Here is a 26,735-nt window from a genome sequence, read left to right as displayed (position 1 = left end):
AAAAAGCGTTAATAATTGAAAACCACACATGAGCATTGGCTATATGTTATTTCTTCAAAAAAGAAATTAATAGATTTTAATTTTAAAGAAATTTGGAGGTATAGAGATTTGTTGTTTTTGTTTGTAAAAAGAGATATAATAACACTTTATAAGCAAACGGTTCTTGGTCCACTATGGTATCTCATTCAGCCATTATTTACCTCTTTAATATTCACTTTAATATTTAATAATTTAGCAGATATACCTACAGGAGATGGTGTCCCTAATTTTTTGTTTAATCTTGCAGGCATAACATCTTGGAATTATTTTAAAGAATGTTTAGTTGGGACGAGTGATACTTTTAAAAAAAACGAAAACATCTTTGGTAAAGTCTATTTCCCCAGAGTTATAATGCCAATGTCTGTTGTAGTTTCAAATTTGTTAAAATATGGAATACAGTTGGTTGTTTTTTTAGGTTTTTATGTTTATTTCGTGAATTTTACAGACAAAGCTTTTAATGTTTTTCCAACATTTAGTCTGGCTCTGTTACCTATTTTGATTTTTTTAATGGCTTTACTAGGTCTAGGATTGGGTATGATTATTTCGTCTATGACAACCAAATATAGAGACCTAACATTTTTAGTGCAATTTGGGGTTCAATTATTAATGTATGGCTCTGCTGTAATGTATCCTATGTCTTACTTTATGGATAAATTACCTAATTATTATTGGTTAATAGAATGGAATCCAATTGCTATATTAGTAGAAACTTTTAGAACCATGGTCTTTGGAGTTGGTGATTTAGATTTTTATAAATTGGCATATACCATGATTATTAGTGCAATTGTTTTTTTAATTGGGTTAGTAATATTTAATAAGACAGAAAAAAGCTTTATTGATACCATATAATGGATACAGACATAATCTTAAAAGTAGAAAATATAGGTAAGCAATACCGATTGGGACTTGTTGGAACAGGCACTATAAGTCATGATCTTAATCGCTGGTGGAATAGCGTACGAGGAAAAGAGGATCCTTACTTAAAAGTGGGTGAGGTTAATAATAGAAGTAAAAAAGGAAGCTCAGATTATGTTTGGGCATTAAAAGATATAAACTTTGAAGTAAAAAAAGGTGAAGTACTTGGTATTATTGGAAAAAATGGTGCTGGTAAGTCAACCTTACTAAAAATTTTATCTAGAGTCACAAGTCCAACAACCGGCGAAATAAAAACAAAAGGTAGAATAGCATCACTTTTAGAAGTAGGTACAGGTTTTCATCCAGAAATGACAGGAAGAGAGAACATTTATCTCAATGGAGCTATTTTGGGAATGACAAGAGCAGAAATCAATTCTAAGATTGATGAAATAATTGATTTTTCTGGTTGTATAAGATATGTAGATACACCTGTAAAACGCTATAGTTCTGGTATGAAAGTGCGTTTGGCTTTTGCAGTAGCTGCCCATTTAGAGCCAGATATTTTAGTTATAGATGAAGTATTAGCAGTTGGAGATGCAGAATTTCAGAAAAAAGCAATTGGTAAAATGCAGGACATTTCTAATAGTGATGGTAGAACTGTTTTATTTGTAAGCCATGATATGGGAGCGATTAAGAACCTGTGTACAAGATGTGTTATTTTAAATAATGGTAATGTTCAAAGTATTAGAAATACTAGAGAAGCAATAGAAGAATATTTAACAATAAATATTTCTAAAAGTGGGTCTTTTAGAGAATTTGTTAAAAGGCCAACTCTTGTAAGAATGTTATCAGCAGAGATTAAAAATAAAGGTATTTCAACAACTAATTTTCATAGTGGTGATGATGTGGAAATTATTATTTCAATTGAAAATGATGAGCATATTCCAATTAATATTTTTATAGGTTTATATGATGAGTATGGTGAAAAAGTAGCACATATTGGTAACACATATTCAGAGTTCAGTATAAAAAAAGAATCAACTACTGTTGCTGTTGTATTAAAGAAAATACCATTTGTAGAAGGAAGATTTCAAATTAACTTGTCCTTACATGCATACGGCAAACCACATCATAGAGAAAAAGAAGCTTTCATTTTCGAAGTTTCACCTGGTGATTATTATGGTGTGGGTAAAAATGTAATAAGGAATAATGGTAAATTTTTAATAAATGCGAGTTGGGATGAAATTTAGAAAGAATCTTTATCGGATAAAAGTTAAATTACACAAAGCTCTTGCAAAAAAAATTTTAGAAAGACTTACTGAAGAAAAAATATATTTAGCCAAATTGTATTATTTCTTTCTAGATTCATCTTTTAATCGAGAAATGATTAGTGTTCTTATTGGAAAAAAGATTCATAATAGAAGAAATACTAATATTGAATCAAATCAAGCTTTTATAAGACGATCTATCCATAGAATAGAAAAAGGACTTATAATACCTCATTCTAGGAGAGATTTTGCTTTAGATTATATAAACAAGACATGCCAAATTCTTTTTGTAACATATAACGAATTAGATGAGAAATCTAAAAAATGGGCATTAGATGTTTTAGATGCATATTTTGATATTGCAAATATGGAGATTAAGGTTGTTAGTAATTCTAAAAGATTATATGATGATTTTAAAAAGCAGTTTGTAAAAGAAAAAAGAAATAAGAATTTATCTGTACCATTTAAGTATGATAACCTTAAATCAGCTAATATTGAATATACTGATTTACTCAGTTTTGTAAAAAAGCGACATTCTATTAGATATTTTAAAGATTTAATAGTAGATAAGCATATTATTGAAAACGCAATTAAGGTAGGCTTACAATCACCAAGTGCATGCAATAGACAGCCATTTGAAGTGATTGTGGTTCAAGACAAAGAGAAAATTGGTAGAACATTAAATCTGCCAATGGGTATAACAACTTATAAACACGAAATTAAAAATATAGCAATAGTTTTAGGTGATTTAAGTTATTATGAAGATGAAAGAGATAGGCATATTATTTATATTGATGGTGGTCTATTCTCTATGAGTTTTGTTTATGGTTTAGAAGCACAAGGAATAGCATCTTGTATTATTAATTGGCCTGATATAGAGCAGAAAGAAAAAGATTTTTATAAAGAGTTTAAAATTCCTCAGCATAAGAGATGTATATGTTTTATTGCTTTTGGATATGCAAAAAACGAAGGGTTAGTCCCTTTTTCAGAAAAAAAAGACACGTTAGACATTTTAAGTTATAATGAATATACAGATTGATAATACAGGTTTTATAAATAAAGGAGCCGAATTAATGCTTAATGCAATTGTTTCTGAGTTTAGCGATAATAGCGAAGTTAATTTTGTGTTTAATGGTGTAGCCACCTATAAAGAAAAGGCATCTTTAGGACTTTTATCAATAGTTTCATTACAACGATTTAGATTTAATTTTCATAAAATATTTCCTCAAAATAGATTTAGAAATACAGGTATTGAATTTATAGAAAACATCAATGTTTTATTTGATGCTGGAGGGTTTCATATTGGTGATCAGTGGATAAGCGATAAAACACTAAAAGAAGACATAGATAAAAAAATAAATTATTATAAGAAGTATAAAAGAATAGGAGCAAAATTAATTTTTTTGTCTCAGGCTGCTGGGCCATTTGAAAAAGAACTATCTAAATATTATTTTAAAGAACTTTTTAAGCTTGTTGATTTATTTATTGCTAGAGATAAGACTTCTTATGAGGCTTGTAAAAAAGTTGTAGGAGATGATGTTAAATTAAAACTATTTCCAGACTTCACTAATTTATATAGTCCGCAAAAACCACAAAGAGATTTAACTTATTATGAGAATAAGGTTTGTCTTATCCCAAACTCAAAAATGTTAACTCACACTTCTAAAGAAAAGAAACTAAAATATCAATTGTTTCTAAATACCTTGTTGCAAGAGTGTAAAAGAAATAGTATTGATTTATTCTTTTTAAACCATGAAGGGGCTGGCGATATGCATATTATTGAAGATTTAAATAAAACATTTAATTTACCTGTATTAAGTAGTTTAAATGCTAACGATGTTAAATATGTTATAGGTAAGTCTAAATTTGTTATTTCATCAAGATTTCATGGAGTTGTTAGTGGACTTTGCCAAAATGTCCCAACATTTTGCACATCTTGGAGTCATAAATATGAAGAATTGATGAATGATTATAAAATGAATGGTGTAATTGATTTTTTAAATATTGATAAATCTGTTTCTGATATTATCCACTTATTGCAGAAAGAAGACGAATTGAATGATATTGTTGAAAATTTAAAGTTAAAATCATCTGTAGAAAAAGAAAAAACGCAGCAAATGTGGATGCTAGTTAAAAACACCATATAAAATGAGTTTACAATCTGGCTTATTAATTTCAATTATCATTCCCACATACAATAGAGCTGATATCCTTATTGAAACTATTGACAGTGTTATTGAGCAAACCTATAAAAATTGGGAATGCATAATAGTAGATGATGGCTCTACGGACAACACTGAGTTCTTAGTTAACGAGTACATACAAAACAACGATAAATTTAGATTTTATAAAAGACCCAGTTCATCACTAAAAGGTGCAAATGCTTGTCGTAATTATGGATTACAAAAAAGTAATGGAGCATTAGTAAACTGGGTTGATAGTGATGATAAGCTCACTAAAAATCATTTAGAAGTCCATGTGAATTTGCATCTTAATACAACTCTAGAAGCTTCTGTAAGTAATTCAAAAATATTTTATGATTCGTCGATTAATTTAGATAAATATTGGTCAAATATTTATCCAAAAGAGGATTTAGTTACAGAAATGATGGCCAATAAAACACTTTGGCCAATAGGTGGAGTTGTTTGGTCTAAGTCAGCCTTACCTAAATCTCCATTTGATGAAACCTTAGCAAGTTCACAAGAATGGACATTTCACTTAAAAATTTTAGTAAATAAGCTTTCGTATCAATTAATAGATGATGTAACATACTTGGCACGTGGTCACAACGATCGTATTGGTAAAAATGTATCGCGCTCCAAAACAGATTCTACAGCAGCTTCGAGATTTCAGATTTTTGATGTTTATTATAATGCGAAACAACTTAACTCAAAAAGAGAATCAATTTTATTACAAACCGTTTCAACAACATTAATGGAGGCTTTAAAATTGAAATATTATGATTCGGTTAATAACATCATTAAGGGTTTGTGTCACCGATTTTTTAAATCTAATTACAAACTAAAGCTTATTCGTGTAATATTTGTAGCTCCTGTAATATATACTATATCAGGAAAAGGTTATAAGCTTTTTAAAATATAGTAAAAAAGGCTAATTTTAACATTTAAGAATATCTATTTATAAAATTCAATATTTAAATAGAATAATTAGCTAGAAGTAAAAATTGTAAAATAAAATATTTTAAATGCCAAAAGTAATTTTAGTTTCTCAAAATCCATTGCCTTATCCTTTTATAGGAAGTTGGACAACGATGTACAAAAATTATTTTGAATCAGATAGTATTGCTATTGATACCATTTTGTGTGAGGCACCAAAAAAACATTTCAAGAATGTAGAATATTGTATAGTACCAAATAATCTAACCACCAAAGTAAAACGTAAACTCAATAAAAAACAACATCAGGCTTATATACAAAGTCTAATATCTTATATCAATCCAAATGAAAAGTACATCATTCAAATTATCGACAATTTTGGATTAGTAAGAGCTTTATATGATTATTTTTTAGAAAACAAAAAATTAAGAAAGCAACTGTATATACAGTTTTTCTATCATGGATATCCGCCTTTTTTTGGCAATTTTGATAGTCGTTGGTTTTTCGAATTTATTGACGAAATGGTTTTATTGACGCAAGCCTCTTACATAGAACACAAAAATTATTATACCATTTTACCTTGTATGTTTTCTGTTTTACATAACGGTATTGATGCTTCAAGATTTCATTTAGTTTCACAACAGCAAAAAATACAACTAAAACAAAAACATGGTGTTGAGAATAAAACTGTGTTTTTATGGTGCTCACAAGATCGTCCTAAAAAAGGCTTAGATTTAATTTTATATGCATGGAAACTGTTAACAGCAAAGCATCAAAATATAGAATTGTGGGTAATTGGAGCGAAAAGACCCGTAGAATTAGACCATGTACGCTTTTTTGGAAAAATACCAAATGTTGATTTGCCAGAGTATTACCAAACTTCAGATTGTTATTTGTTTCCTGTTTTAAATCATGAAGGTTTTGGTATGAGTTTAATAGAAGCTTTACACTGTGGTAATTATTGTATAGCTTCGGCTTTAGGTGGTGTTCCAGAGGTTTTAAAAGAAGGCGAATTGGGAGTGTTGGTTTCTAACCCTCATTTTGTTGAAGAATGGGTAACAGCTATAGAAGATTATTTAGAACAAAAAGAATCGTATACTCCTAAAAAGGTTGATTTATATACTAAAGAGAAATGGATAGAAGGAATGAATAAAATTATAAATAAGGCAGTAACTTTAATAGATTGATTTTGTAATAAAAAAGGTAATGACACAAAAGGTATTTAGACAGAAATCATTTATTGATTATACAGTTTTTAGGAGATAATTATGCAAACACAAATAACAATTATTTTTCCTTTTAGAGATCGTGATGCTACACGTGTTAGGCTGTCGTTACAATCTTTAGAATTGCAAAGCAGCAAAGATTTTGAAGTAATTTTTGTTGATTATGGAAGTCAAGATAGCTATGCTAATTCAGTAAAAAATACAGTTAATAATTTCGACTTTGTAAGTTACATGTATGTTGGTCATCCAGGTTTATTATGGAACAAAAGCAAAGCACTAAATTATGGTATTAAAACAGCAAAAAGCCAATACATTGTTACAGCAGATGTAGATGTGCTGTTTGGCGAAACCTTTATAGAAAAAGCCTTAGATTTAGCTAAATCAAATACTTTTTCACTTTTTAAAATTGGATATCTCTCACAAAAAATAACAGAGCAACAACAATCAGAACTTAATTTAAAAGCTATAGAAACTAAGTTCATAGGTGATACTTTTGGTATAGGCTTGTATCCTAAGTTAGCTTTAGAAAAGGTTGGTGGCGTCGATGAGTTTTTTCATTTCTATGGCTCAGAAGATCAAGATTTAAATTATAGAATAAGCCTAACAGAGACAAGTTTAAGTAATTGTGATGATGTGTTGCTTTATCACCAATGGCATCCTAGATATCCGCAAAAAAGTAATAAACAGCTTACTCAAATGCCAAGATTGTCAAATGCTTTAAGAATAAACCAACGTCATTTTATTAGACACCAAGAAGAAAGTCTATTACATCCAAATTCTAAAAATTGGGGATTTGTTTATAAAAAAAACGATAAATTATTACTTGAAGAATCTAGGCATAAAATAGAATTAAGTAATGTTTCATCGCATATAACACATTTTTTTAGAGAGGAAATTAAGCAGTATAACGATTCAGTTGTTACAGTTGTAGTAACCGAAGCGCCATATTATAAATCTTTAAAACATTTAATTAAAAAGCTTTTAGGAAAACAGACTCAGCCTTATATGTCAATGAAAGAGGTTAATGATTTAATTTTAAAAGAAATTATATTTACATATCGCGATTATAATTACTCTTATTTAGTTTCTGAAAACCTAAACCAGATTTTTTTTACAATTCAACTTAATATTAATAGTTATGATGGGCTTTAAATCGATAAAATTATTTTGGTGGAGTGAGCCTCATCTAATGGGAAAGTCTAAAGAGAATTATGGTGATTTAATAGGCGCTTATCTCGTTGATAAAATTTCGAATAAAAACGTGGTTTGGATGCACCCTAAAAAATGGCGTTTTAGTGATTATTTTCAGCCAATTTATGTTACAGCAGGAAGTGTTTTGGCACACGTTAATAAGAAATGTATTGTTTGGGGAAGTGGAATAATTCAAAAAGACCAAGTTGTAAAACCTGCTAAATTTTTAGCCGTGAGAGGTCCTCAGACGAGAGATAATTTATTGGCTCAAGGATATAAAGTACCCAAAGTATATGGAGATCCTGCATTGTTACTTCCCAAATACTATAATCCAGATATTAAGAAAACCTATAAATTGGGTATAGTACCTCATTATAAAGATTACGAATTTGTAAAACAAATGTATAAAGAGGATACAGACGTGCTTATAATAGATTTAATGACAATGTCTATAGAATCTGTTACTGATTTATTTTTGCAATGTGAGCGTATCTTGTCATCGTCTTTACATGGTTTAATTATTTCTCATGCTTATCAAATTCCGGCAGTTTGGATAGAATTTTCTGATAAATTATATGGCGATGGTATAAAGTTTAGAGATTATTTTGAATCGGTAAAACTCTCTTATTACACTCCTCAAAAAATATCTGATAAGTTAGAGTTACAAAATGTTTTTAAGGATTTTAATACATTTCCTAATTTACCAAAAGAAAATAAAATTTGTGAATTACAAGAAGGGTTGTTGAGAGTATGCCCTTTTTATAATTAAAAAAATAATATCAGTTAATAAAAAAATAAATGGAAGAGCATATTAAAGATGAAGAACTTAAAATAGCAAAAGATAAGTTTTATGAATTTTGCCAATTTGAAGGGTGCGACCATATCTCTGGAGAGTATGCTCTGTATATACTTTTAAAACTTTGTAAACGCTACAAAGTAGAGTCGGTATTAGAGATTGGTCTCGGTATTGGTTGCATTGCAGATACACTCTTGTTCTATTATGATAAAAAAAATATGCCGATTAAATATGTTGGGACAGAGCACAACACGTTTTGTCTAGAAGCATTGAAGACAAATACTAAGTTTTACAAAGATATTGAGATTTTTGATAAGGTTACATCCATAAATGTTGAACAAAAATTTGATTTAATTATTATTGATGGTGGTGGTACAGATTTAGAAATAATAAAATCTGTGGTTAAAAAGAATACAATATTGTTTGTGGAAGGCTGCAGAGAAAGTCAATTTATTGAGATTAAGAAATTATTTCCTAAAGCTGTTGCTGTAGATGTTATTAGTAATGAGAAAAATAGAGATTATAGCCCTTTTATAAAATCGCATTGGATGGGTGGAGGTCGAATTATTTTTGCTAACCCTTCATTGAAAAATTATTTACATTATTTAATAGAAAAATTGAATACAAAAATTAAATATTATAAAAGAAGGCGTTTAGACGTTTAGTTTATAATGATAATTACAAACATATAGTTGTAATTTTTTCAATTATGGTAGAATCAAAGAGATTACAAGCAAAATGGGACTAGATTACTAAAAAGTTAGCTTTTGTTGGCATATATTGATTCATATGCCAATGCCTTAAAAAACACTGTAGATATTTTAGGTAATTAAACCAAAACTCTATAAGTACAAAACGTGCTACTGAAAAATCAAAAAAGAAGTGAGCTGTAGTAGTAATTGAGCAATTTGCTAATTCGTTCTAAGTAGTAAATTTTATAGTAAAAGTAAGAGTTATAAGATTATGCGTTTTAACTCAAAACATTAAGTCTTAATACAGAAATTCACTTTTTTTATTAAAGCATCAACCATTAGTTCATAAATCTTAAATAAAGAGTATTAATGATTTTTCATTGTACTTAAAAATCTTATTTTTGAAATAAATCTCTTTAATCCATGCATCCTCACATACAAATTTCTAATCGCAAAATAGGTTTAGATTATCCACCTTTGGTTATTGCAGAGATAGGCATTAACCACGAAGGTTCACTTTCGGTAGCCAAAGAGATGGTTGATGCAGCATATAGGGCAGGTGCAGAGGTGGTAAAACATCAAACTCATATTGTAGAAGACGAAATGAGTAAAGCTGCAAAGAAAGTTATTCCAGGTAATGCAGAAGTTTCAATTTATGAAATAATGGAACGTTGCGCTTTAAATGAAGCCGATGAGTTAGAGCTAAAAAAGTATGTAGAACGTAAAGGGATGATTTTTATATCTACACCTTTTTCTAGAGCAGCAGCAGAACGTTTAAAACGTTTTGATATTCCTGCTTATAAAATTGGTTCTGGAGAATGTAACAATTACCCACTATTAGAGCATATCGCAAAATTTGGCAAACCTGTAATTTTAAGTACAGGTATGAATACTATAGAAAGTGTTAGCAAAGCTGTAGAAATCTTTAAAGCAAATAATACACCGTTAGCTTTATTACATACCACTAATTTGTATCCAACACCATCGCATTTAGTGCGGTTTGGTGCTATGATGGAATTACATAAAGCTTTTCCAGATAATGTATTTGGGTTAAGTGACCATACCTTAAACAATAATGCATGCCTTGGCGCAGTTGCACTTGGTGCATCCATATTAGAGCGTCATTTTACAGATCATATGCAAAGACAAGGACCAGATATTATTTGTAGTATGGACGAGCAAGAATGCAAAAACCTTATCGTAGGAAGCAAGGAAATTTGGTCTATGCGAGGTGGAACCAAAGTGCCAGCAAAAGAAGAAAAGGTTACTATTGATTTTGCTTTTGCAACGGTTTGTACCATAGCTAATGTAAAAAAAGGAGAGAAACTTACCGAAAAGAATATTTGGGTAAAACGCCCAGGAACAGGAGAAATTTTAGCTGAAAAATATAATAATGTTTTAGGAAAAACTGCACTTAGAGAAATTGAAGAAGGAGAACACTTAGATTATAAAGATTTTGAATAATGAGTGATTTATACGATTTAGAAAAGCGTTTTCAATACGAAAATGGATTTTATGCTACAGCAGACCCTTCAAGATTTAGCAAATTTATTTCACATTTAGAATTCTTTAAGCGCACCTCAGAGGTTAGAGGAGAAATTGTAGAATTCGGTATTTTTAAAGGAAATTCTTTTTTTAGATGGATTAAATTTAGAGAACTGTTAGAGCAAACTAGTAGTCGTAAAATTATTGGTTTTGATATTTTTGGAGATTTTCCTGAAGCTAATTTTGAAGAAGATAAACTAAAAAGAGATGCCTTTATTGAAGAAACTAAAGGAGGTAAAAGTATTTCTTATCAGGAGATTTCTAAATTACTCAAAAAACAAAACCTTCATAAAAATGTAGAAATAATTGAAGGAGATATTCTTCAAACTTTAGATAAATATATAGAGGTTAATCCACATTTAAAGATTTCACTACTTCATATTGACGTCGATTTATACGAACCGACAAAAGCTGTTTTAGAACAACTGTATAGTAAAGTAACTAAAGGAGGAATTATAATTTTAGACGATTATGGTGCATTTGCTGGTACAAATAAAGCAGTAGATGATTTTTTTCAAAATAATGTTGAAATAAAAAAGTTACCCTATTCTAATGCTATTTCATATATCGTAAAATAACTATGCGCAAAATAGTATTTCTTACAGGCACAAGAGCAGATTTTGGTAAAATTAAAGCCCTTGTTCAGAGTGTTGAAAATCATAATGATTTTGAACCATATATTTTTGTAACAGGTATGCATTTGCTGCATGAGTATGGCTATACCCTTATAGAAGTAGAACGTTGTGGATTTAAAAATATATCTACTTTTCATAACCATACGGATGAAGCTACAATGGATTTAACTTTAGCTAAAACCATTAACGGTTTTTCTGAATACATAAAGAATGTAAAGCCAGACTTAATTGTAGTTCATGGAGATAGAGTAGAGGCTTTGGCTGGTGCAATTGTTGGTAGTCTTAATAATATTTTAGTAGCACATATTGAAGGTGGTGAGTTATCAGGCACAATTGATGAATTAATAAGACATTCGGTTACAAAATTAAGCCATATTCACTATACGTCGAATGATGAAGCCAAAAAACGCCTATTGCAAATGGGAGAACTTGAAGCTTCAATTTTTACCATAGGTTCTCCAGATGTTGATATTATGTTTTCTAAGAATCTACCATCAATCGATGAGGTAAAACAATATTATCAAATAAATTATAGTGCTTATGCAGTGGCAATGTTTCATCCGGTTACAACAGAGATTGATGAAATTGAAGACAGAGCAAATCAATTTGTAGAAGCATTAATTGAAAGCGAAAAAAACTATGTTGTTATTTATCCGAATAATGATTTAGGGAGTAAACATATTCTTAAAGCTTATAAAAGACTACAAGGTAATGCTAAATTTAGAGTCTTTCCTTCCGTTAGATTTGAATATTTTTTAACACTTCTAAAGAAATCAGATTTTATAATAGGTAATAGTAGTGCTGGTGTTAGAGAAGCTCCTTATTATGGTATACCTACTATAAATATTGGAAATAGACAACTTAATAGAGCAACATCATCTAAAATAATTAATGTGCCTTGTGACAAAAAAGAGATTCAAAAGGCTTTTAATAACTTAAACACGTCTTCAAACGAATTAACAAATTCCTTTGGTAAAGGTAACAGTGCTGAGCTGTTTTTAGATAGTTTAGAATCGACACGTGTTTGGACTATAAATCATCAAAAACAATTTCAAAGTTATGAGTAAGCCTCATGTATTGGTAATAGTAACAGATGGTGTTAGTCTTAGAAACTTTGCCTATACTTCTTTTTATAAAAAAGCTATACAGGCTGGCTATAAAGTGACTTTTTGGAATGGTACTTCGTTTGACCTCTCTAATTTAGGTTATGATTCTATTCCTTTAAAATCAGCAAAAATACATCCATTAACTTCTGTATTTAAAAATGCTAGAAAGCATGTAGAACTTAATTGTTTTACAAAGCGTAAACAAGATAATGTATATCAATCTTATAAATTTCCATGGAATTTTAATGGAATAAAAAATAAGATAAGAACGGCTATTTCTAAAACCATAATTTTAGTTTCAAACTCTGAAAAAGGCTTACTCTGGTTAAGAAAAAAAACGAATACACTAGAAAGTAGAACAGACTATTACAAAATGTGTGTTGATACCTTAAAAGAAGTTAAGCCAGATGTTGTTTACAATACAAGTCAACGTTCAGTACTTGCTATTGCGCCAGTAGAGGCAGCAAAAGCTTTAGGTATTAATACGGTTGGTTTTATATTTTCTTGGGACAATGTTCCTAAATCCACATTAGAGGTTGTTACCGATATGTACCATGTGTGGAGTGAGCATATGAAATTAGAGTTGTTAGATTATCACCCTTTTATAAAAGAAGAGAAAGTAAAAGTAACTGGCACTCCGCAGTTTGAACCTCATTTTAATAAACATGAAATATTAACTAGAACAGACTTTTATGAAACTTACCAACTAAAACAAGACTATAATTATTTTTGTTTTAGTGGAGACGATATTACAACAAGTCCACAAGATGATTTATATCTTAGAGATGTAGCGCAAGCAATAAAAGAATTGAGAGATAAAGGTCACAAAGTAGGTCTTATTTTTAGGCGTTGTCCTGTTGATTTTTCAGATCGCTATAATAAAGTTCTAAGAGATTTTTCAGATATTATTACACCAATAGAGCCATTATGGGAAGAATTTGGAGGGCAATGGAATCAAATATTCCCAACAGCTAAAGATGGAATATTATTAGCCAATTTAGCCGAACATTGCATAGGCGTTATAAACTTAGGGTCATCAATGGTGTTTGATTTTGCGAGCCATAATAAACCATGTGCTTATGTTAATTATCATTACGATTCTAATTTAAACTCATGCAAAGGCGTGCACGTTTATAAATATGTTCATTTTAGATCTCAACCAAGTAAAGAAGCTGTGATTTGGTTAAATTCGCCAAATATGGAGTTAGATCTTTTAAAAATGATTTCTGAGCCTAATGAGACAACGGTTCATGCTAAAGCTTGGTTTCAACATATTAACACTAGCCCTTTTGAGATGAGTTCTGATCGTATTTTAAAAGCTTTATTGGAGAAATGAGTTTAACCGAAAAATTACATATAGGTTTTATAACAATGGAGTATCCTCATTCTTCCACCGGAAACTCTGGTGGTTTGGGTACAAGTATAAAACATTTAACTAGAGCATTATCTGATGAAGGATATAAGGTTAGTGTTTTTATTGTAAATCAAGATGAGAATGCAGAAATCGATGATAGTGGTATAACACTGTATAAAATTAAACATAAAACCTTTAGAGCTTTTAATTGGTTGTTATATAGAATTTATGCTAATAAACGCATAAATTTAATATGCAAAAATAAAGGTGTTGATATTCTCGAAGCTCCCGATTGGACAGGTCTTACCGCTTTTATGAAGTTTAAGATACCTGTTGTAATTAGGTTTCATGGTAGTGATACCTATTTTTGTCATTTAGAAAAGCGACCACAGAAATGGAAAAATCGCTTTTTAGAAAGTAACGCTTTAAAAATGGCAGATGCATATATTGCTCCAACAGAGTTTGCTGCAACAGAAACGCAGAAACTATTTAAGATAAATAAAAAAGAAATTAGAACTATACATTATGGATTATCATTAAATGATTTTATCAATAATAACCCATCATCGTTTACACCAAATACCATATTATATATTGGTACTATAATCCGAAAAAAAGGAGTTCTAGATTTGGCACAGATTTTTAATCTTGTAGTTGAGGCTAATCCTGAAGTAAAACTTATACTTGTGGGTGCAGATAGTGGTGATGTACAAACAGGTACAAATTCTACCTATTCATTATTTGAAGCCTTGTTAACACCAAAAGCATTGTCAAATGTTAGTTATTTAGGAAAAGTGCCTTATACTGAAGTGAAAAATTGTATAAAAAATGCTCAAGTTTGTGTTTTTCCATCTTTTGCAGAAACTTTGGGTATGGTTACAATAGAGTCTATGGCTATGCAAAAAGCTGTTGTAAATACTAGTATAGGTTGGGCACAATCACTTATTGATAATGGAGAAAACGGTTATTTAATACATCCTACTCATCATAAAGAATATGCTGAAAGAATAAATAGTCTTTTAAATGATATTCCAAAATGTATAAGTATTGGAAAAGCTGCACGACTAAAAGTTGATAGTGCGTTTAACATGAAGATTCAAGTTAAAAAAAATATTCAGTTTTATAAAGAGCTTATTGGGTTATGATAGAGATTGAACATAACGGGTCGGAAATCCTTAATCTTTATAGGGTAGAAGATGTAAGTGTTGCATTACAATTTTCTAAAAAGCAATCTCTTATTTCTCAATTTTATGACATTGCAGATCAAAATCCCAACGATATAATTATTTGGTATCATACCAAGTTAAAAGACGATATTAATAGGCCTTATATCCTTAATAATTTTAAGGATTATATGATGTGGTCCTATGCGTCTAATACATATTTGGGAGACGCAATTGGCTATGTGGAAGATTCACCATTTCTAAAAATTGCCAAAGATGTGAAATACCCAACTTGGCTAATGACAAGTAATTGTGGTGTTATTCATGCTCGTCAACTTTTAAAATTTAAAAATACTGTTAAAGATAAAAATCTTGATTTTGCCTTAAACTCTATCGGTAAATTGGGTTTAACTAATGGGTTGTGGTGCTATTCATCACCACAGATTTTATTAAGGCCAGATATTGTAAAATCTAAATCTGCTAATATTAATAATCTCTATAAATTTATAGCATCACATTATAAAAAACGATGGATTCTATTACTTTTTATTAATCTGTTGATTTATGAAAAAAGATTTACTCTTGTCTCGCTCTGTTATGGGTTATTCTTCAAGAAAAGAACTGTTGATTTTAAAATTGAGTTAAGTACGCCAAATTCCGAAGTTAATAAACGGAACTTTTCACTAGATGTTATTATTCCCACTATGGGAAGAAAAAAGTATTTGTATGATTTTTTAAAAGATTTGAAAGAGCAATCCACTTTGCCTAGTAAAGTTATTATCGTTGAGCAAAACCCGGAACCAACTTCGAGTTCAGAATTAGACTATTTAAATGATGATGAGTGGCCTTTTGAAGTAAAGCATATATTTATACACCAAACAGGTGCATGTAACGCGCGTAATATCGCCTTGGATTTAGTGACCTCTGAATATGTTTTTTTTGCAGATGATGACATAAGGTTAGAAGACAAAGAACTATTAGAACGAACTTTTAAAACGTTTGCACAACTCGATATTAATGCAATAAACCTAGCTTGCTTGCAAGTCAATGAAACAGACACGGTAAAAAACATTAAACAATGGGCTGCATTTGGATCTGCAAGTAGTATGGTGTTATCTAGATGTGTCAAAAATCTAAGATTTAATATGGCTTTAGAGCATGGTTATGGTGAGGACGTTGACTTTGGTATGCAATTAAGAAATATTGGCGAAGATGTTATCTATGCACCAAATTTAAAGTTACTGCATCTTAAAGCGCCAATTGGTGGTTTTAGAAGTGATATTAAATCCTTAAATGAAACAACTAATAATCAATTATTACCGAAGCCTTCACCTACTATAATGCTATTTAGAATGTTACACACTACTAAAGCTCAACTTTCAGGTTATAAAACAACCTTAGCTATTAAATATTATAAGGCACAAAACGTTAAAAATCCTTTTGCTTACATAAAACAATTTAAGAAGAGATGGCGTATTAGCGAAGACTCGGCTATAAATCTAATTAATCAAAATAATCATTGATATATTATATGAAAGATCCGAAATTACTTTTTCTTTTTTCACAATCTCCTCGCTCAGGTCATAATTTTGTGGCTGATGTTTTAAGGAAACTTGTCTCAACAGAAACCGTTGTGGGAGAACGTAGTGAAGTACCATTTGGGCCAATAATTGAAAATTATCATACTACGCTCAAAACATCATATAAAAGTAATAGGTCAGAAGAGTTTTTGAATAGTATTTTTATAGAACCCATTAGAGAAAAGTTGTTAAATGATGGAGTAAATAAAGTCATAAAGTACACCTCATTTGTAGGTGCTGAGACTACTCTAAAATATTTCCCAGAAGATATAAGTATTGTATCTTACCGTGATCCAAAAGATTGCTTATTTTCATTATTTAAAGGGATTAGGTTGAAAAACGATTTCAAATCTAAAATTAAAAAAATCCTTTGGCCTACAGGTATTTATCATTATCAATATGCTAGAAAGTACAGTAGTTCAATTTTAAAAAATTTACCTAAAAGCAATAACTTCATTTTAGTTCGCTACGAGTTGCTTGTGCAACGTGATAAAGAGCATTTAGAATACTTGATAAAAAAGTTTGATTCTAAATTAACTTTTAGTGAATTTTCAGAGGCAATAGATAACATAAATGTAATTAACACTTCATTTTTTAAAGAAGAAACAGGTGGAAAGAGTATTTGGCAATCAACAAAGGTTACAGAGGCTTTTAATCCTGTAAATAGAGATCATTCTGTAAATAAACTTCAATTAATGGCTATAAAAAAAGGTTCTAAATCGCTAAGAATGGCAATGGGTTATCTAAATAAAAACTAAGACTACAGTATGAATTTTGCATTAATTATTTGCACATATAACCGCTCTTCATCTCTTGAGAGATTGCTCAATTCAGTTACTAATCAAACACTGCATCCTAATGCGATTTTAATTATTGATGCTTCAGAGAATAATGAAACAAGAGATTTAATTGCAAATAATAACTTTAATAATACTGAATATTTTAAAGTAGAAGAAAAACATAAGGGCTTAACCAAACAACGAAATTTTGGAATATCTCAATTAAAAGGAAATATAGACATTGTATGTTTTTTGGATGATGATGTTATTTTAGAAAGCGATTATTTCCATCATTTAATTGGTACTTATAAAACCTATCCAGAAGCTTTAGGAGTTGGTGGATATATAACTAATGAAGTGCAATGGCATCAATGTGAAAATATTAATGCTAAAAAAGTATTCTATTATGATGGTTATTGTAGAGATGAACCATTACGTTTTAGAGTACGCTCAATTTTTGGATTAGAACCAGATACTCCTCCTTGTTTTTTGCCAACTTTTAGCCATGGTCGTTCTGTTAGTTTTTTACCACCTTCGGATAAAATTTATAATGTAGAACAATTTATGGGTGGAGTTTCATCGTATAAAAGTGAAGTATTTAAGAAGTTACAATTTTCTAAATACTTTGAGGGTTATGGGCTCTATGAAGATGCTGATTTTTGCTTACGTCTTTCAAAACTTGGAGAATTATATGTAAATACGGCAGCAAGATTAGGTCATTATCATGATGCTTCAGGTAGACCAAGTTCTTATAGGTACGGCAAAATGGTAGCGAGAAATGGATGGTACATTTGGCGAGTAAAAAATAGCAAACCAACTCTCAAAGCAATCGTAAAATGGTATTTAACGGAAATATTACTTATGTTACTTACTTTTGTTGGAGCTTTAAAAAGTAAGTATAAGATAACTAGGTTGAAAGAAGGCTTAGGTAGGTGTGTAGGCTTGTTAACATTAGTAGTCTCTAAGCCAATTATTAAATAAGAAAAGCTTATTATTTAAATTTTATTAAACTGTTTTAAGAATTGAGAAAAAATAATAAAACATTAGCTGTTTTTACCTTAGTTGTACATAAAAAAAAGAATGGACAATTATATGGCTACAGTCCTTATATAAATGAAATGAATATGTGGACTAGTCATTTTGATAAGGTTATTGTTGTTGGTAATTTTAGCAATTCTGAAAATATTGATAAATTAGAGTCACCCTATAATCATACTAATATAAGTCTCGTAAAGGTTCCTGGTTTTAATGTTAAATCGGTTTTTAGTATAGCTAAATTATTTTTTTACTTACCATTGATTATTTTTAGAATGGTTAGGGTAATGTATCAATCAGATTATTTTCATTTTCGATGTCCTAGCAATGTATCTGCTATCGCAGCGATAGTTCAGGTATTTTTTCCAAGAATACCAAAAACCACTAAATACGCAGGTAATTGGAATCCAAATAGTAACCAGCCTCTTGGATATAGGTTTCAAAAATGGTTATTAAGTAATACATTTTTAACTAAAAACATGAAAGTTTTAGTCTATGGAGATTGGGAAAATCAATCTAAATCCGTTGTTCCTTTTATGTCTGCAACTTATACGGAATCTGAGAAAATTGAATTTAAAAAACGTGAATATTCTAAAAAGTTAAAGTTTGTATTTACAGGTGCCATGGTTGTAGGAAAACGTCCTATGCTTACAATTAAAATCATTGAAGCTTTAATAGAAAAAGGAATACTGGCAGAACTACACATGTTTGGAGATGGACCTTTAATGAATGATATAAAACTATATCTAAATGAAAAAAAATTAAATAATAATGTTTTTATTTATGGAAATCAACCCAAAGAGAAAGTCAAAACCTGTTTGTTAGATGCACATTTCTCCATTTTACCTTCTAAAAGCGAAGGTTGGCCAAAAGCAATTGCAGAGGGTATGTTTTTTGGAACTATACCTATTTCAACCAAAATATCTTGTCTACCATGGATTTTAGATTTTGGTAAACGTGGTATTTTAATTGAGGCTAATCTAGAGCGTGCGGTAGAAACAATTTTAGAGTCAATACATAAAGGAAATGAGCATTTAAATGGATTATCACATAATGCATTACGTTGGTCTCAGCAATATACTGTAGATAGATTAGAAAACGAAATAAGTAAATTAACCATAATCTAATGCGAGTTTTACAATTAATAGATACATTAGACGCTGGTGGAGCTGAACGTATGGCTGTTAATATGGCCAATGCATTATCAGATAAAATTGAAGTTTCATATCTCTGTACCACACGTTTTGAAGGTCTTTTAAAAGAAGATCTATATAATAATGTGAAGTATCTTTTTTTACAAAAAAAAGGGACTATTGATTTTAAAAGCTTCTTTAGATTTTATAAGTATATAACTAAAGAGAAAATTGACATTATTCATGCGCATTCTAGCTCCTTCTTTCTTGCGGTTGTAGTATCTTTATTTTGCAGAAAAACTAAAGTTGTATGGCATGATCATTATGGGAATAGTGAGTATGTATCCAAACGACCTAAACTTGTTTTGCAGCTTTGTTCGTATTTTTTTTCTCATAGTTTTGCGGTTAATTCAGCTTTGGCTTCTTGGGCAAAAGAGAATTTAAATCATAAGTCGGTAAGTTATTTGCCAAATTTTGTGAATTTGTCTAATTCTGCTAAGCTTAAAACAGATTTAAAAGGAATAAACGGAAGAAGAATAGTTTGTTTAGCGAATTTGCGTCCTCAAAAAGACCATATAAATTTATTGGAAGCATTTAATAAGATTACTTCCGATTTTCCTGAATTTACACTCCATTGTGTTGGTCAAGATTTTGATGATGCTTATTCTAAAAATGTGTATGAATTAGTGACCTCTCTAAAGCTAAATTTAAAAGTCTTCTTTTATGGCAGTTGTTCCGATGTTTCAGCAATACTCTCTGCATGTGATATAGGTGTGTTGTCTTCTAAATCCGAAGGTTTACCATTAGCGTTGCTAGAATATGGATATGCAAAGTTACCTGTAGTTGTAACTAATATAGGTGACTGTAATAAAGTAGTTGAGGATAATTTCTCTGGACTCTTGGTGCCTTCAGAACAACCAAACGCTTTAAGTAATGCTATAAGCGAGCACATCCGTAACAAAAAAGCGGCTATAGAAATGGGACTAAATTTAAATAAAGTAATAACTAACAAATTTTCGCATTCGTCAGTAATAAATTTGATACTAGAACGGTATAGAACTATATTAACGTTTTGATATGTATTTCAGTATATAGTAAAGTCAAACAAACAAAAGTTTATGATTAAAGATTTAAATTATTTAAGCTTAATTGTATTACACATTGTTATTGGTATTCTAATTTTTTATTTACCAATTATTCGTCAGCCTTTTTACTTAGCCGTAATTGTATATTTTGTTGCTCAGATTATTATAGCCAAAAAATCAAAAAAAACGTTAACTGTATTATTTGCTTGTTCTTATATTGTTGCTGGAGAGTCTTTATTTAGAATGACAGGAGGAGGTCTGTTTTATGAAATTTCAAAATATTTAATAATATTATTTTCTATATTAGGAATGTTTTATTCCGGAATTTCAAACCGTAGTTATCCCTACTTTTTTTATTTAATTGCATTATTACCAGCAGTGGTTTTGGCATCTATAAATTTGGGTTATGATTTAATTTTTAGATCCTCTGTGGCGTTTGTGTTAAGTGGTCCTGTTGCTTTAGGTATTTCTTCTTTATACTGTTACAACAAACGAATCACAAAGTCAGAATTGTTAGATATCATTAAATATTTAAGTCTACCAGTGATTTCAATGACAACTTATCTTTTTTTATACTCGCCGAGTATTAAAGAGACTTTAGCTGGTACAGGTTCTAATTTTGGTGCCTCTGGTGGTTTTGGTCCTAATCAAGTTTCTACAATATTAGGATTAGGGATATTTGCTCTTACTGTTCGTTTTTTTTTAAAATCACCAAATCTCTTATTAAAAATATTTAATGGAAGTTTAATTATTGCAATAACATTTAGAGCTTTGGTTACTTTTAGTAGAGGAGGAGTATTCACGGCTATTTTAATGATTGGGGCTTTTTTACTATTATTATTCTCCAATTCTAGTTTTAATCAAAAACGACGTATTATATTCGCCTTTATTCTTTTTTGTTTATTTGGTTTGGTTACTTGGGTTGTAAGTAAAGATCAAACCAATGGTTTAATAGAAAACAGATATGCAAATCAAGACGCAGTAGGTAGAAATAAGGATGATATAACCACAGGTCGTACCGATTTATTTTTAGGAGAGTTAGAAGGATTTATAAACCATCCTTATTTAGGTGTTGGTGCTAGTGGGATGAAGCAGGTGAGATTAGAAAAAGAGGGGCAGATTATTGCTTCACACAATGAGATTAGCAGATTGCTGTCCGAGCATGGAATACTTGGAATATTTATAATTTGTATTCTTTTGTTAAAACCTTTGAGTATAAGAGAAAAATCGAAAAATAACTTATTTTTTTATGCTTTTTTAGTGTTTTGGTTTGCCACTATTAATCATTCGGCAATGCGTTTAGCTGCACCTGGATTTATTTACGCTTTAGCCTTATTAAACGTTACTAATGAAAAAAAACGTCCTATACATAGGAAACGCATTATCCAATAAAGGAAAGACCAGCTCAACTATAGATACGCTTAGTGCTCATTTAAAAGCTATGAGTAATTTAAAAATAGCGTCTACTAAGTCTAATAAAGTTTTGCGTTTATTAGATATGGCTGTATTAGTTATTAGAAATAGTTATAATACAGATTTTGTTTTAATAGATACTTATAGTACTGTCAATTTTTACTATGCTTTAGTTATTAGTCAAATGTGTAGGTTATTTAATATTAAATATATCCCTATTCTACATGGAGGTAATTTAGAGCACAGATTAGTTAATAACCCAAAATTAAGCCAGCGCATATTTAAAAACGCATACCAATTAATTGCACCTTCAAATTTTTTGAAATCAGTTTTTAATAATTATGGTTATAAAGATGTTCAATACATTCCAAACAGTATAGAATTAGAAAATTATACTTTTAAAAATAGAAACATAGATGTTATTAGGCTATTATGGGTTAGGTCATTTTCGTCAATATATAATCCCGAATTAGCAGTTTTAGTCTTAGAAAAATTATTAAAACTCAATTATAAAGCGGAATTAACCATGATTGGTCCAGATGTAGATGGGTCATTAACAAAAGTTAAAGCATTAACAGCACAGAAAAATCTCAATGTAACTTTTACAGGTAAGTTGTCTAAACAACAATGGATTAATTATTCTACAGATGCTAACATTTTTATTAATACTACTAATTTTGATAATACACCTGTAAGCGTAATAGAAGCTATGGCTCTTGGTCTACCAATAGTTTCAACAAATGTTGGAGGACTTCCTTTTTTAATTTCTGATAATTTTGATGGTGTTTTAGTAAATGCTAATGATTGTAATGCAATGGTAGAGGCAATAATAAGAATAAAAGATAATGCAGAATTCAAACATAAGTTAGTTGAGAATGCTCGCAAAAAAGTCGAAAATTTTAGTTGGCAATCCGTGAAACCAAAATGGCAAAACCTTTTGTCTTAAATATATGTATAGAATCAATTGTACTTATTATCTTTACTTCTTAGTTTTCTTTATTTATGGCTAAAAAGAAAGGCATACATTTCGAAGTTTCTGAGCGCAAAATTCTACTTAGAATTTTTGATTTGGCAATGGTATATTTTGGTGTTTATTTATTGAGTATATCTTTCGATTTTGAGTACATTGAAGTAAGTACGGACAATAGTGTTGCATTAATTCTTTTAGGTGTATATATATCAATATTCGGAACCATATTTGAATTATACGATTTACAGAAAGCAAGTAAAGCCGATTCAACTTTTAGAAATATTGTTATTACGGCATCTACTGTAGTTCTTTTTTACCTATTAACACCTGTACTTTCGCCTTATCTTCCTGTTGAGCGTCTCCAAATTGTATATCTCTATTTAACAATTATTTTTTCTGTTCTCTTATGGCGAATTATATATATAAATTTAATTGAATCGCCTCGTTTTTATAAGCGCGTACTTTTGGTTGGAGAAGTTTCAAATATTGATGGCCTTGTAAAGGCCTTTGGCTCTACTGATCCAAATTATAAGATTGTGGGTTTTATAAACAGTGAAAGTTCATCTGAAGATTCTGTAAGGTATAAGGGAATTAAAGAATTTGAAGCAAAAGATTTTTTACAAATTATTGATAGAGAAAAAATTTCCGAAATTTTGGTAGCAAGTTTTAATACTGAAGCTATTATAACAGAAGTTTATCACGATCTTATGTTGCTTCTAGAACGTGGATTTAAAATAAGAGACTATACACAAGTTTATGAAGAGTTGCTTCAAAAAGTTCCTGTTCAATTTGTTGGTAAGGACTTTTACAAATATTTTCCTTTTAGTAGAAGTAATGAGAACAAGTTATACATCTTTTTTCAGCGAGGTTTTGATGTTTTTTTCTCATTATTGGGTTTGCTTTTAGGTGTTTTAATCTTACCAATTATTTTAGTAGGAAATTTAATAGGAAACAAAGGTCCTTTATTTTATTCACAAGAGCGTGTAGGACGCAATGGAAAACCTTTTCAGATTATTAAACTTAGAACCATGGTTGAAAACGCTGAGGAAAATGGTGTAAAATGGGCCCAAAAAAATGATTCTAGAATAACGGCTTTTGGTATGTTTCTACGTCGTTCTCGTTTAGACGAGATCCCTCAATTTATCAATGTTTTAAAAGGTGAAATGAGTATTATAGGGCCAAGACCAGAGCGTCCATTTTTTGTTAATGAATTGTCTCGTATTATTCCTTTTTATGAAACGCGTCATATAATAAAACCAGGTCTTACTGGTTGGGCGCAAGTGAGTACAAGATATGGATCTTCTATTGATGATAGTTTAACTAAACTACAATACGATTTGTATTATATTAAACATAGAAGTGTCTTTTTAGATTTTAGCATTTCAATAAAAACACTCAGCACAATATTATATTACAGAGGACAATAGTATTTTTTAGTTTTTATTTAAAACCTTTAAAAGGTAAATGAATCTAATAAAAAGTGCAGCTAAAAAGGGAATTAATCCTATAGCAAAGACCTGAATACCACTTATCCAGTGAAACGTTAAAAGTGTCAGTAAAATAATTAAGAATTTAAAATAACGTCTAACCCAATTCTTAATTTTTGTTTTTAATAATTGAAAAACAACTAAAATATTTAGCGGAAAAGCCCATAAAAGATTAAAGTTATAGGCTGTTGCTGTATGGTCAGTTGCAAACCATAGTAACAATAGAATAATACCTACTGCACCTGTGATTCCTAACAAAATACTATCTAGCCATTTTGTTCTATGATTGTTTTTATAATCTTTATAGGTAAGAAAAATTATGCCAAGACTTATTAATCCTACTATTATTAGTGGACTAAAAAGGAAACTTAAGGATGAGTTATTCTCCTTTTTCTGGTAAAGGTTTGATGAGCTTTTTACTAATTGCTTAGAATCATTTATAGTAGCATACGCAAAAAAATCATGAATATATTTGGGTAAAAACATGTGTTCTGAAGTTGTAGCCTCTAAGTCAATTACAGAGCCCAAAGCAATATCAATCCCAAAACTTCCCCATGTATTAAGACCAACGTGGTCGTGGATAAGTGTTCTAAAAGTCTTGTGTTTAAAACTTTTAGGTATATTATAATTTATTTTACCATCAGTAGCTATTTCAGTAATATCTCTTATACGTGTTGCACAATTGTCATAAAAGAAATCATATAGGTAACGACGGTTTTCTGGTTTATAATTATTTTCTAAATAGTCAAATAATTTTTGTTTTTCTTCTAGTGAAAAATTTAAAACTTGTTCTTCTATAGAACGATTATAACTGGTGTAATGATAGTAAATGTCAGCAAAGTTATGCCTACTAATAAGGTACTCTAACTTACCTTGTGTAAATTTTAAATAAAAATTAGGTGTGTCAAAATCGTACTGACCGTAACCATAAATAGCATCAATTCCTAATTTGTTGTCTTTAATTCTAAATGCGTTATGGCCAAAAGCATCGTTTAAAGATGAGCCAGGACCAATTGTTAGAACTGAGACTTGCGCTTCTGGAGATAATTGATATTGTTGTCCAAACGTTGAAATAATGGTGAATAGAATTACAATAAAGGATATTCTTAATTTCATGTATCTATTTATCTAAAAAAACTAAAATCTATATTTAATGAAAAAACATTAGAGTATAAAGCTGCACTTTGGTCTCCAATATCAGTAAAAGCGTAGTCTATTTCTATACCTTTATATTTAAAACCTACTCCAAAGTTGGGCTGAAACGTTAATTGTTCTGAATCATCAATTTGAATTTCATTTTGAAAGTTACCAACACCAGCTCTTAAAAACACCAAATCCGTATAACCAAACTCAAATCCTAACGCAGGATTAATACTTGCAAATGAGGTAGATATGATGTCGTTGTTTTGAGCAAATCGCATATTAAGATTAGCAGCAGCGACTAAAGTATAGTCATAGTGAAATGTCCACTTTTTAGACATTCCTATTTCAAGTTTTGGAATAGTGATTTCTGTAGTTTCTGGTAATTCTTGGTTTTCACCATCTATAGCGCCACTAATTTGTTCAAACTTGGCTTCGTCAATAGACCAAGCATTAAAGGTGGTTGTTATATCTCTTGCCATAAATCCAAATTTCCAATTGTTATTACCTTCAAACTGAATTCCTGCATCTAACCCAAAACCCCAAGAAGAAGCAAAATCACCTATAATCCGTCTAATTATTTTAGCATTTATACCATAATTTAATCCGTCTAATGGTAATTTTCTCGCATAAGAAAACGTGAGACCATAATCTGCTGTAGAAAATGTGCTTATTCTATCGTAATTAATATTTCCTTGGTCATCAATGAGTTGTGTAGTATCTAAAATATCATCAACTCCAAACCTAATTAAGGAGATGCCTAAAGCACTTTTATTATCTAATGGCATTCCAAAACCTATATAGTTGTAATTGGCTATGTTAGCAAAATAACTAGAGTGCATTAATGCCAATTGTTTACCTTCAAGATGTACCAATCCGGCTGGATTCCAATATCCAGAATTTACATCAGCTGTTTGAGAAACAACTGCATTACTCATACCTAATGCAGCAGCATCTACACCGATATTCATAAATTCATTAGAATATTTTCTCGTAGTTTGACCTGAAGCAATAAGCGTAGTAAGTGTTAAGAGAATTACCAAGTAATTTTTCAACAGCAATAATTTTTTACAAAGATGCACAATATTTTTATATCTATTTAACTGAAAAGTAGTGTTGTTATTGTT

At 30.0% G+C, this 26,735-nt stretch carries 24 protein-coding genes; 22 read left to right on the top strand and 2 right to left on the bottom strand.

The annotated features are described in order from the left end of the window. Positions 1-15 precede the first annotated feature (15 nt). The 22 genes from HNV10_RS06255 to HNV10_RS06150 all read left to right on the top strand — a co-directional run bounded on the left by HNV10_RS06255 (position 16) and on the right by HNV10_RS06150 (position 24,408). A complete protein-coding gene (locus HNV10_RS06255) occupies positions 16-888 on the top strand; it encodes an ABC transporter permease (RefSeq protein ID WP_173300465.1) in 873 nt (290 codons plus the stop codon). Then, on the top strand, positions 888-2,144 hold the full coding sequence (locus tag HNV10_RS06250; protein ID WP_173300464.1) for an ABC transporter ATP-binding protein: 1,257 nt from the start codon (positions 888-890) through the stop codon (positions 2,142-2,144). The genes HNV10_RS06255 and HNV10_RS06250 overlap by 1 nt, the downstream gene beginning before the upstream one ends. Positions 2,145-2,277: 133 nt before the next feature. Next, a complete protein-coding gene (locus HNV10_RS06245) occupies positions 2,278-3,201 on the top strand; it encodes a nitroreductase family protein (protein WP_173300463.1) in 924 nt (307 codons plus the stop codon). Continuing rightward, complete coding sequence (locus HNV10_RS06240) at positions 3,185-4,309, top strand: polysaccharide pyruvyl transferase family protein (protein WP_173300462.1); 1,125 nt, start codon at positions 3,185-3,187, stop codon at positions 4,307-4,309. Before HNV10_RS06245 ends, HNV10_RS06240 begins: the two co-directional genes overlap by 17 nt. Before the next feature lies 1 nt (position 4,310). Continuing rightward, the gene (locus HNV10_RS06235; RefSeq protein ID WP_173300461.1) at positions 4,311-5,264 is read left to right on the top strand and encodes a glycosyltransferase family 2 protein; all 954 of its coding nucleotides are present in this window, start codon (positions 4,311-4,313) and stop codon (positions 5,262-5,264) included. 103 nt (positions 5,265-5,367) lie between these two features. Beyond that, positions 5,368-6,465 carry a glycosyltransferase family 4 protein gene (locus tag HNV10_RS06230; RefSeq protein WP_173300460.1) on the top strand — a complete coding sequence of 366 codons (1,098 nt, stop codon included), beginning with the start codon at positions 5,368-5,370 and terminating at the stop codon, positions 6,463-6,465. Between the two features lie 81 nt (positions 6,466-6,546). After that, positions 6,547-7,656: a glycosyltransferase family 2 protein gene (locus tag HNV10_RS06225; protein ID WP_173300459.1), complete on the top strand. Its 1,110-nt coding sequence runs from the start codon at positions 6,547-6,549 to the stop codon at positions 7,654-7,656. Next, the gene (locus tag HNV10_RS06220; protein WP_317166886.1) at positions 7,643-8,464 is read left to right on the top strand and encodes a polysaccharide pyruvyl transferase family protein; all 822 of its coding nucleotides are present in this window, start codon (positions 7,643-7,645) and stop codon (positions 8,462-8,464) included. Before HNV10_RS06225 ends, HNV10_RS06220 begins: the two co-directional genes overlap by 14 nt. 29 nt (positions 8,465-8,493) lie before the next feature. Further along, a complete protein-coding gene (locus tag HNV10_RS06215; RefSeq protein ID WP_173300458.1) occupies positions 8,494-9,156 on the top strand; it encodes a hypothetical protein in 663 nt (220 codons plus the stop codon). 450 nt (positions 9,157-9,606) lie between these two features. Next, positions 9,607-10,647: an N-acetylneuraminate synthase gene (gene neuB, locus HNV10_RS06210; protein WP_173300457.1), complete on the top strand. Its 1,041-nt coding sequence runs from the start codon at positions 9,607-9,609 to the stop codon at positions 10,645-10,647. Beyond that, positions 10,647-11,306: a TylF/MycF/NovP-related O-methyltransferase gene (locus tag HNV10_RS06205; RefSeq protein ID WP_173300456.1), complete on the top strand. Its 660-nt coding sequence runs from the start codon at positions 10,647-10,649 to the stop codon at positions 11,304-11,306. Before neuB ends, HNV10_RS06205 begins: the two co-directional genes overlap by 1 nt. Positions 11,307-11,308: 2 nt before the next feature. Further along, entirely contained in the window at positions 11,309-12,430 is a 1,122-nt protein-coding gene (neuC, locus tag HNV10_RS06200; protein ID WP_173300455.1) for a UDP-N-acetylglucosamine 2-epimerase, read from the top strand. Continuing rightward, complete coding sequence (locus HNV10_RS06195; protein ID WP_173300454.1) at positions 12,423-13,805, top strand: UDP-glycosyltransferase; 1,383 nt, start codon at positions 12,423-12,425, stop codon at positions 13,803-13,805. Before neuC ends, HNV10_RS06195 begins: the two co-directional genes overlap by 8 nt. Continuing rightward, positions 13,802-14,968 (top strand): glycosyltransferase family 4 protein, encoded by a 1,167-nt coding sequence (locus HNV10_RS06190; RefSeq protein ID WP_173300453.1) that lies wholly within the window; start codon positions 13,802-13,804, stop codon positions 14,966-14,968. Before HNV10_RS06195 ends, HNV10_RS06190 begins: the two co-directional genes overlap by 4 nt. Beyond that, positions 14,965-16,509 (top strand): glycosyltransferase family 2 protein, encoded by a 1,545-nt coding sequence (locus HNV10_RS06185; RefSeq protein WP_173300452.1) that lies wholly within the window; start codon positions 14,965-14,967, stop codon positions 16,507-16,509. The genes HNV10_RS06190 and HNV10_RS06185 overlap by 4 nt, the downstream gene beginning before the upstream one ends. Before the next feature lie 8 nt (positions 16,510-16,517). After that, entirely contained in the window at positions 16,518-17,324 is an 807-nt protein-coding gene (locus HNV10_RS06180) for a hypothetical protein (protein ID WP_173300451.1), read from the top strand. 9 nt (positions 17,325-17,333) lie between these two features. Beyond that, positions 17,334-18,326: a glycosyltransferase family 2 protein gene (locus HNV10_RS06175; protein ID WP_173300450.1), complete on the top strand. Its 993-nt coding sequence runs from the start codon at positions 17,334-17,336 to the stop codon at positions 18,324-18,326. Positions 18,327-18,367: 41 nt separating this feature from the next. Next, entirely contained in the window at positions 18,368-19,507 is a 1,140-nt protein-coding gene (locus tag HNV10_RS06170; RefSeq protein ID WP_173300449.1) for a glycosyltransferase, read from the top strand. Next, a complete protein-coding gene (locus HNV10_RS06165) occupies positions 19,507-20,589 on the top strand; it encodes a glycosyltransferase (protein ID WP_173300448.1) in 1,083 nt (360 codons plus the stop codon). The genes HNV10_RS06170 and HNV10_RS06165 overlap by 1 nt, the downstream gene beginning before the upstream one ends. Before the next feature lie 42 nt (positions 20,590-20,631). Beyond that, positions 20,632-21,990 carry an O-antigen ligase family protein gene (locus HNV10_RS06160; protein ID WP_173300447.1) on the top strand — a complete coding sequence of 453 codons (1,359 nt, stop codon included), beginning with the start codon at positions 20,632-20,634 and terminating at the stop codon, positions 21,988-21,990. Continuing rightward, positions 21,947-22,957 carry a glycosyltransferase family 4 protein gene (locus HNV10_RS06155; RefSeq protein WP_173300446.1) on the top strand — a complete coding sequence of 337 codons (1,011 nt, stop codon included), beginning with the start codon at positions 21,947-21,949 and terminating at the stop codon, positions 22,955-22,957. Before HNV10_RS06160 ends, HNV10_RS06155 begins: the two co-directional genes overlap by 44 nt. A 56-nt stretch (positions 22,958-23,013) precedes the next feature. After that, positions 23,014-24,408 carry an exopolysaccharide biosynthesis polyprenyl glycosylphosphotransferase gene (locus HNV10_RS06150; RefSeq protein WP_173300445.1) on the top strand — a complete coding sequence of 465 codons (1,395 nt, stop codon included), beginning with the start codon at positions 23,014-23,016 and terminating at the stop codon, positions 24,406-24,408. 6 nt (positions 24,409-24,414) lie between these two features. Here the strand turns inward: HNV10_RS06150 and HNV10_RS06145 are convergent, their stop codons facing one another. Together HNV10_RS06145 and HNV10_RS06140 are read right to left on the bottom strand one after the other, a co-directional pair. Next, positions 24,415-25,584: a lipoprotein N-acyltransferase Lnb domain-containing protein gene (locus tag HNV10_RS06145; RefSeq protein ID WP_173300444.1), complete on the bottom strand. Its 1,170-nt coding sequence runs from the start codon at positions 25,582-25,584 to the stop codon at positions 24,415-24,417. 8 nt (positions 25,585-25,592) lie between these two features. Beyond that, complete coding sequence (locus HNV10_RS06140; RefSeq protein WP_173300443.1) at positions 25,593-26,663, bottom strand: putative type IX sorting system protein PorV2; 1,071 nt, start codon at positions 26,661-26,663, stop codon at positions 25,593-25,595. Between the last annotated feature and the right edge of the window lie 72 nt (positions 26,664-26,735).

This window comes from Winogradskyella litoriviva, assembly GCF_013249065.1.
GTDB classification, from domain to species: Bacteria; Bacteroidota; Bacteroidia; order Flavobacteriales; family Flavobacteriaceae; genus Winogradskyella; species Winogradskyella litoriviva.
The sequence above is the reverse complement of the archived record's forward strand: the minus strand, read 5'-3'. Positions and strand labels throughout refer to the sequence as shown.

Excerpts from the sequence above, each read along its gene's own strand:
- HNV10_RS06220 (WP_317166886.1), top strand. The coding sequence starts at position 7,643 with ATGATGGGCTTTAAATCGATAAAATTATTTTGGTGGAGTGAGCCTCAT.
- HNV10_RS06175 (WP_173300450.1), top strand. The coding sequence starts at position 17,334 with ATGAATTTTGCATTAATTATTTGCACATATAACCGCTCTTCATCTCTT.
- HNV10_RS06185 (WP_173300452.1), top strand. The coding sequence starts at position 14,965 with ATGATAGAGATTGAACATAACGGGTCGGAAATCCTTAATCTTTATAGG.
- HNV10_RS06190 (WP_173300453.1), top strand. The coding sequence starts at position 13,802 with ATGAGTTTAACCGAAAAATTACATATAGGTTTTATAACAATGGAGTAT.
- HNV10_RS06235 (WP_173300461.1), top strand. The coding sequence starts at position 4,311 with ATGAGTTTACAATCTGGCTTATTAATTTCAATTATCATTCCCACATAC.
- HNV10_RS06195 (WP_173300454.1), top strand. The coding sequence starts at position 12,423 with ATGAGTAAGCCTCATGTATTGGTAATAGTAACAGATGGTGTTAGTCTT.
- HNV10_RS06245 (WP_173300463.1), top strand. The coding sequence starts at position 2,278 with ATGATTAGTGTTCTTATTGGAAAAAAGATTCATAATAGAAGAAATACT.
- HNV10_RS06225 (WP_173300459.1), top strand. The coding sequence starts at position 6,547 with ATGCAAACACAAATAACAATTATTTTTCCTTTTAGAGATCGTGATGCT.
- HNV10_RS06230 (WP_173300460.1), top strand. The coding sequence starts at position 5,368 with ATGCCAAAAGTAATTTTAGTTTCTCAAAATCCATTGCCTTATCCTTTT.
- HNV10_RS06250 (WP_173300464.1), top strand. The coding sequence starts at position 888 with ATGGATACAGACATAATCTTAAAAGTAGAAAATATAGGTAAGCAATAC.
- HNV10_RS06160 (WP_173300447.1), top strand. The coding sequence starts at position 20,632 with ATGATTAAAGATTTAAATTATTTAAGCTTAATTGTATTACACATTGTT.
- HNV10_RS06215 (WP_173300458.1), top strand. The coding sequence starts at position 8,494 with ATGGAAGAGCATATTAAAGATGAAGAACTTAAAATAGCAAAAGATAAG.
- HNV10_RS06240 (WP_173300462.1), top strand. The coding sequence starts at position 3,185 with ATGAATATACAGATTGATAATACAGGTTTTATAAATAAAGGAGCCGAA.
- neuB (WP_173300457.1), top strand. The coding sequence starts at position 9,607 with ATGCATCCTCACATACAAATTTCTAATCGCAAAATAGGTTTAGATTAT.
- HNV10_RS06155 (WP_173300446.1), top strand. The coding sequence starts at position 21,947 with ATGAAAAAAAACGTCCTATACATAGGAAACGCATTATCCAATAAAGGA.
- neuC (WP_173300455.1), top strand. The coding sequence starts at position 11,309 with ATGCGCAAAATAGTATTTCTTACAGGCACAAGAGCAGATTTTGGTAAA.
- HNV10_RS06205 (WP_173300456.1), top strand. The coding sequence starts at position 10,647 with ATGAGTGATTTATACGATTTAGAAAAGCGTTTTCAATACGAAAATGGA.
- HNV10_RS06165 (WP_173300448.1), top strand. The coding sequence starts at position 19,507 with ATGCGAGTTTTACAATTAATAGATACATTAGACGCTGGTGGAGCTGAA.
- HNV10_RS06180 (WP_173300451.1), top strand. The coding sequence starts at position 16,518 with ATGAAAGATCCGAAATTACTTTTTCTTTTTTCACAATCTCCTCGCTCA.
- HNV10_RS06150 (WP_173300445.1), top strand. The coding sequence starts at position 23,014 with ATGGCTAAAAAGAAAGGCATACATTTCGAAGTTTCTGAGCGCAAAATT.
- HNV10_RS06145 (WP_173300444.1), bottom strand. The coding sequence starts at position 25,584 with ATGAAATTAAGAATATCCTTTATTGTAATTCTATTCACCATTATTTCA.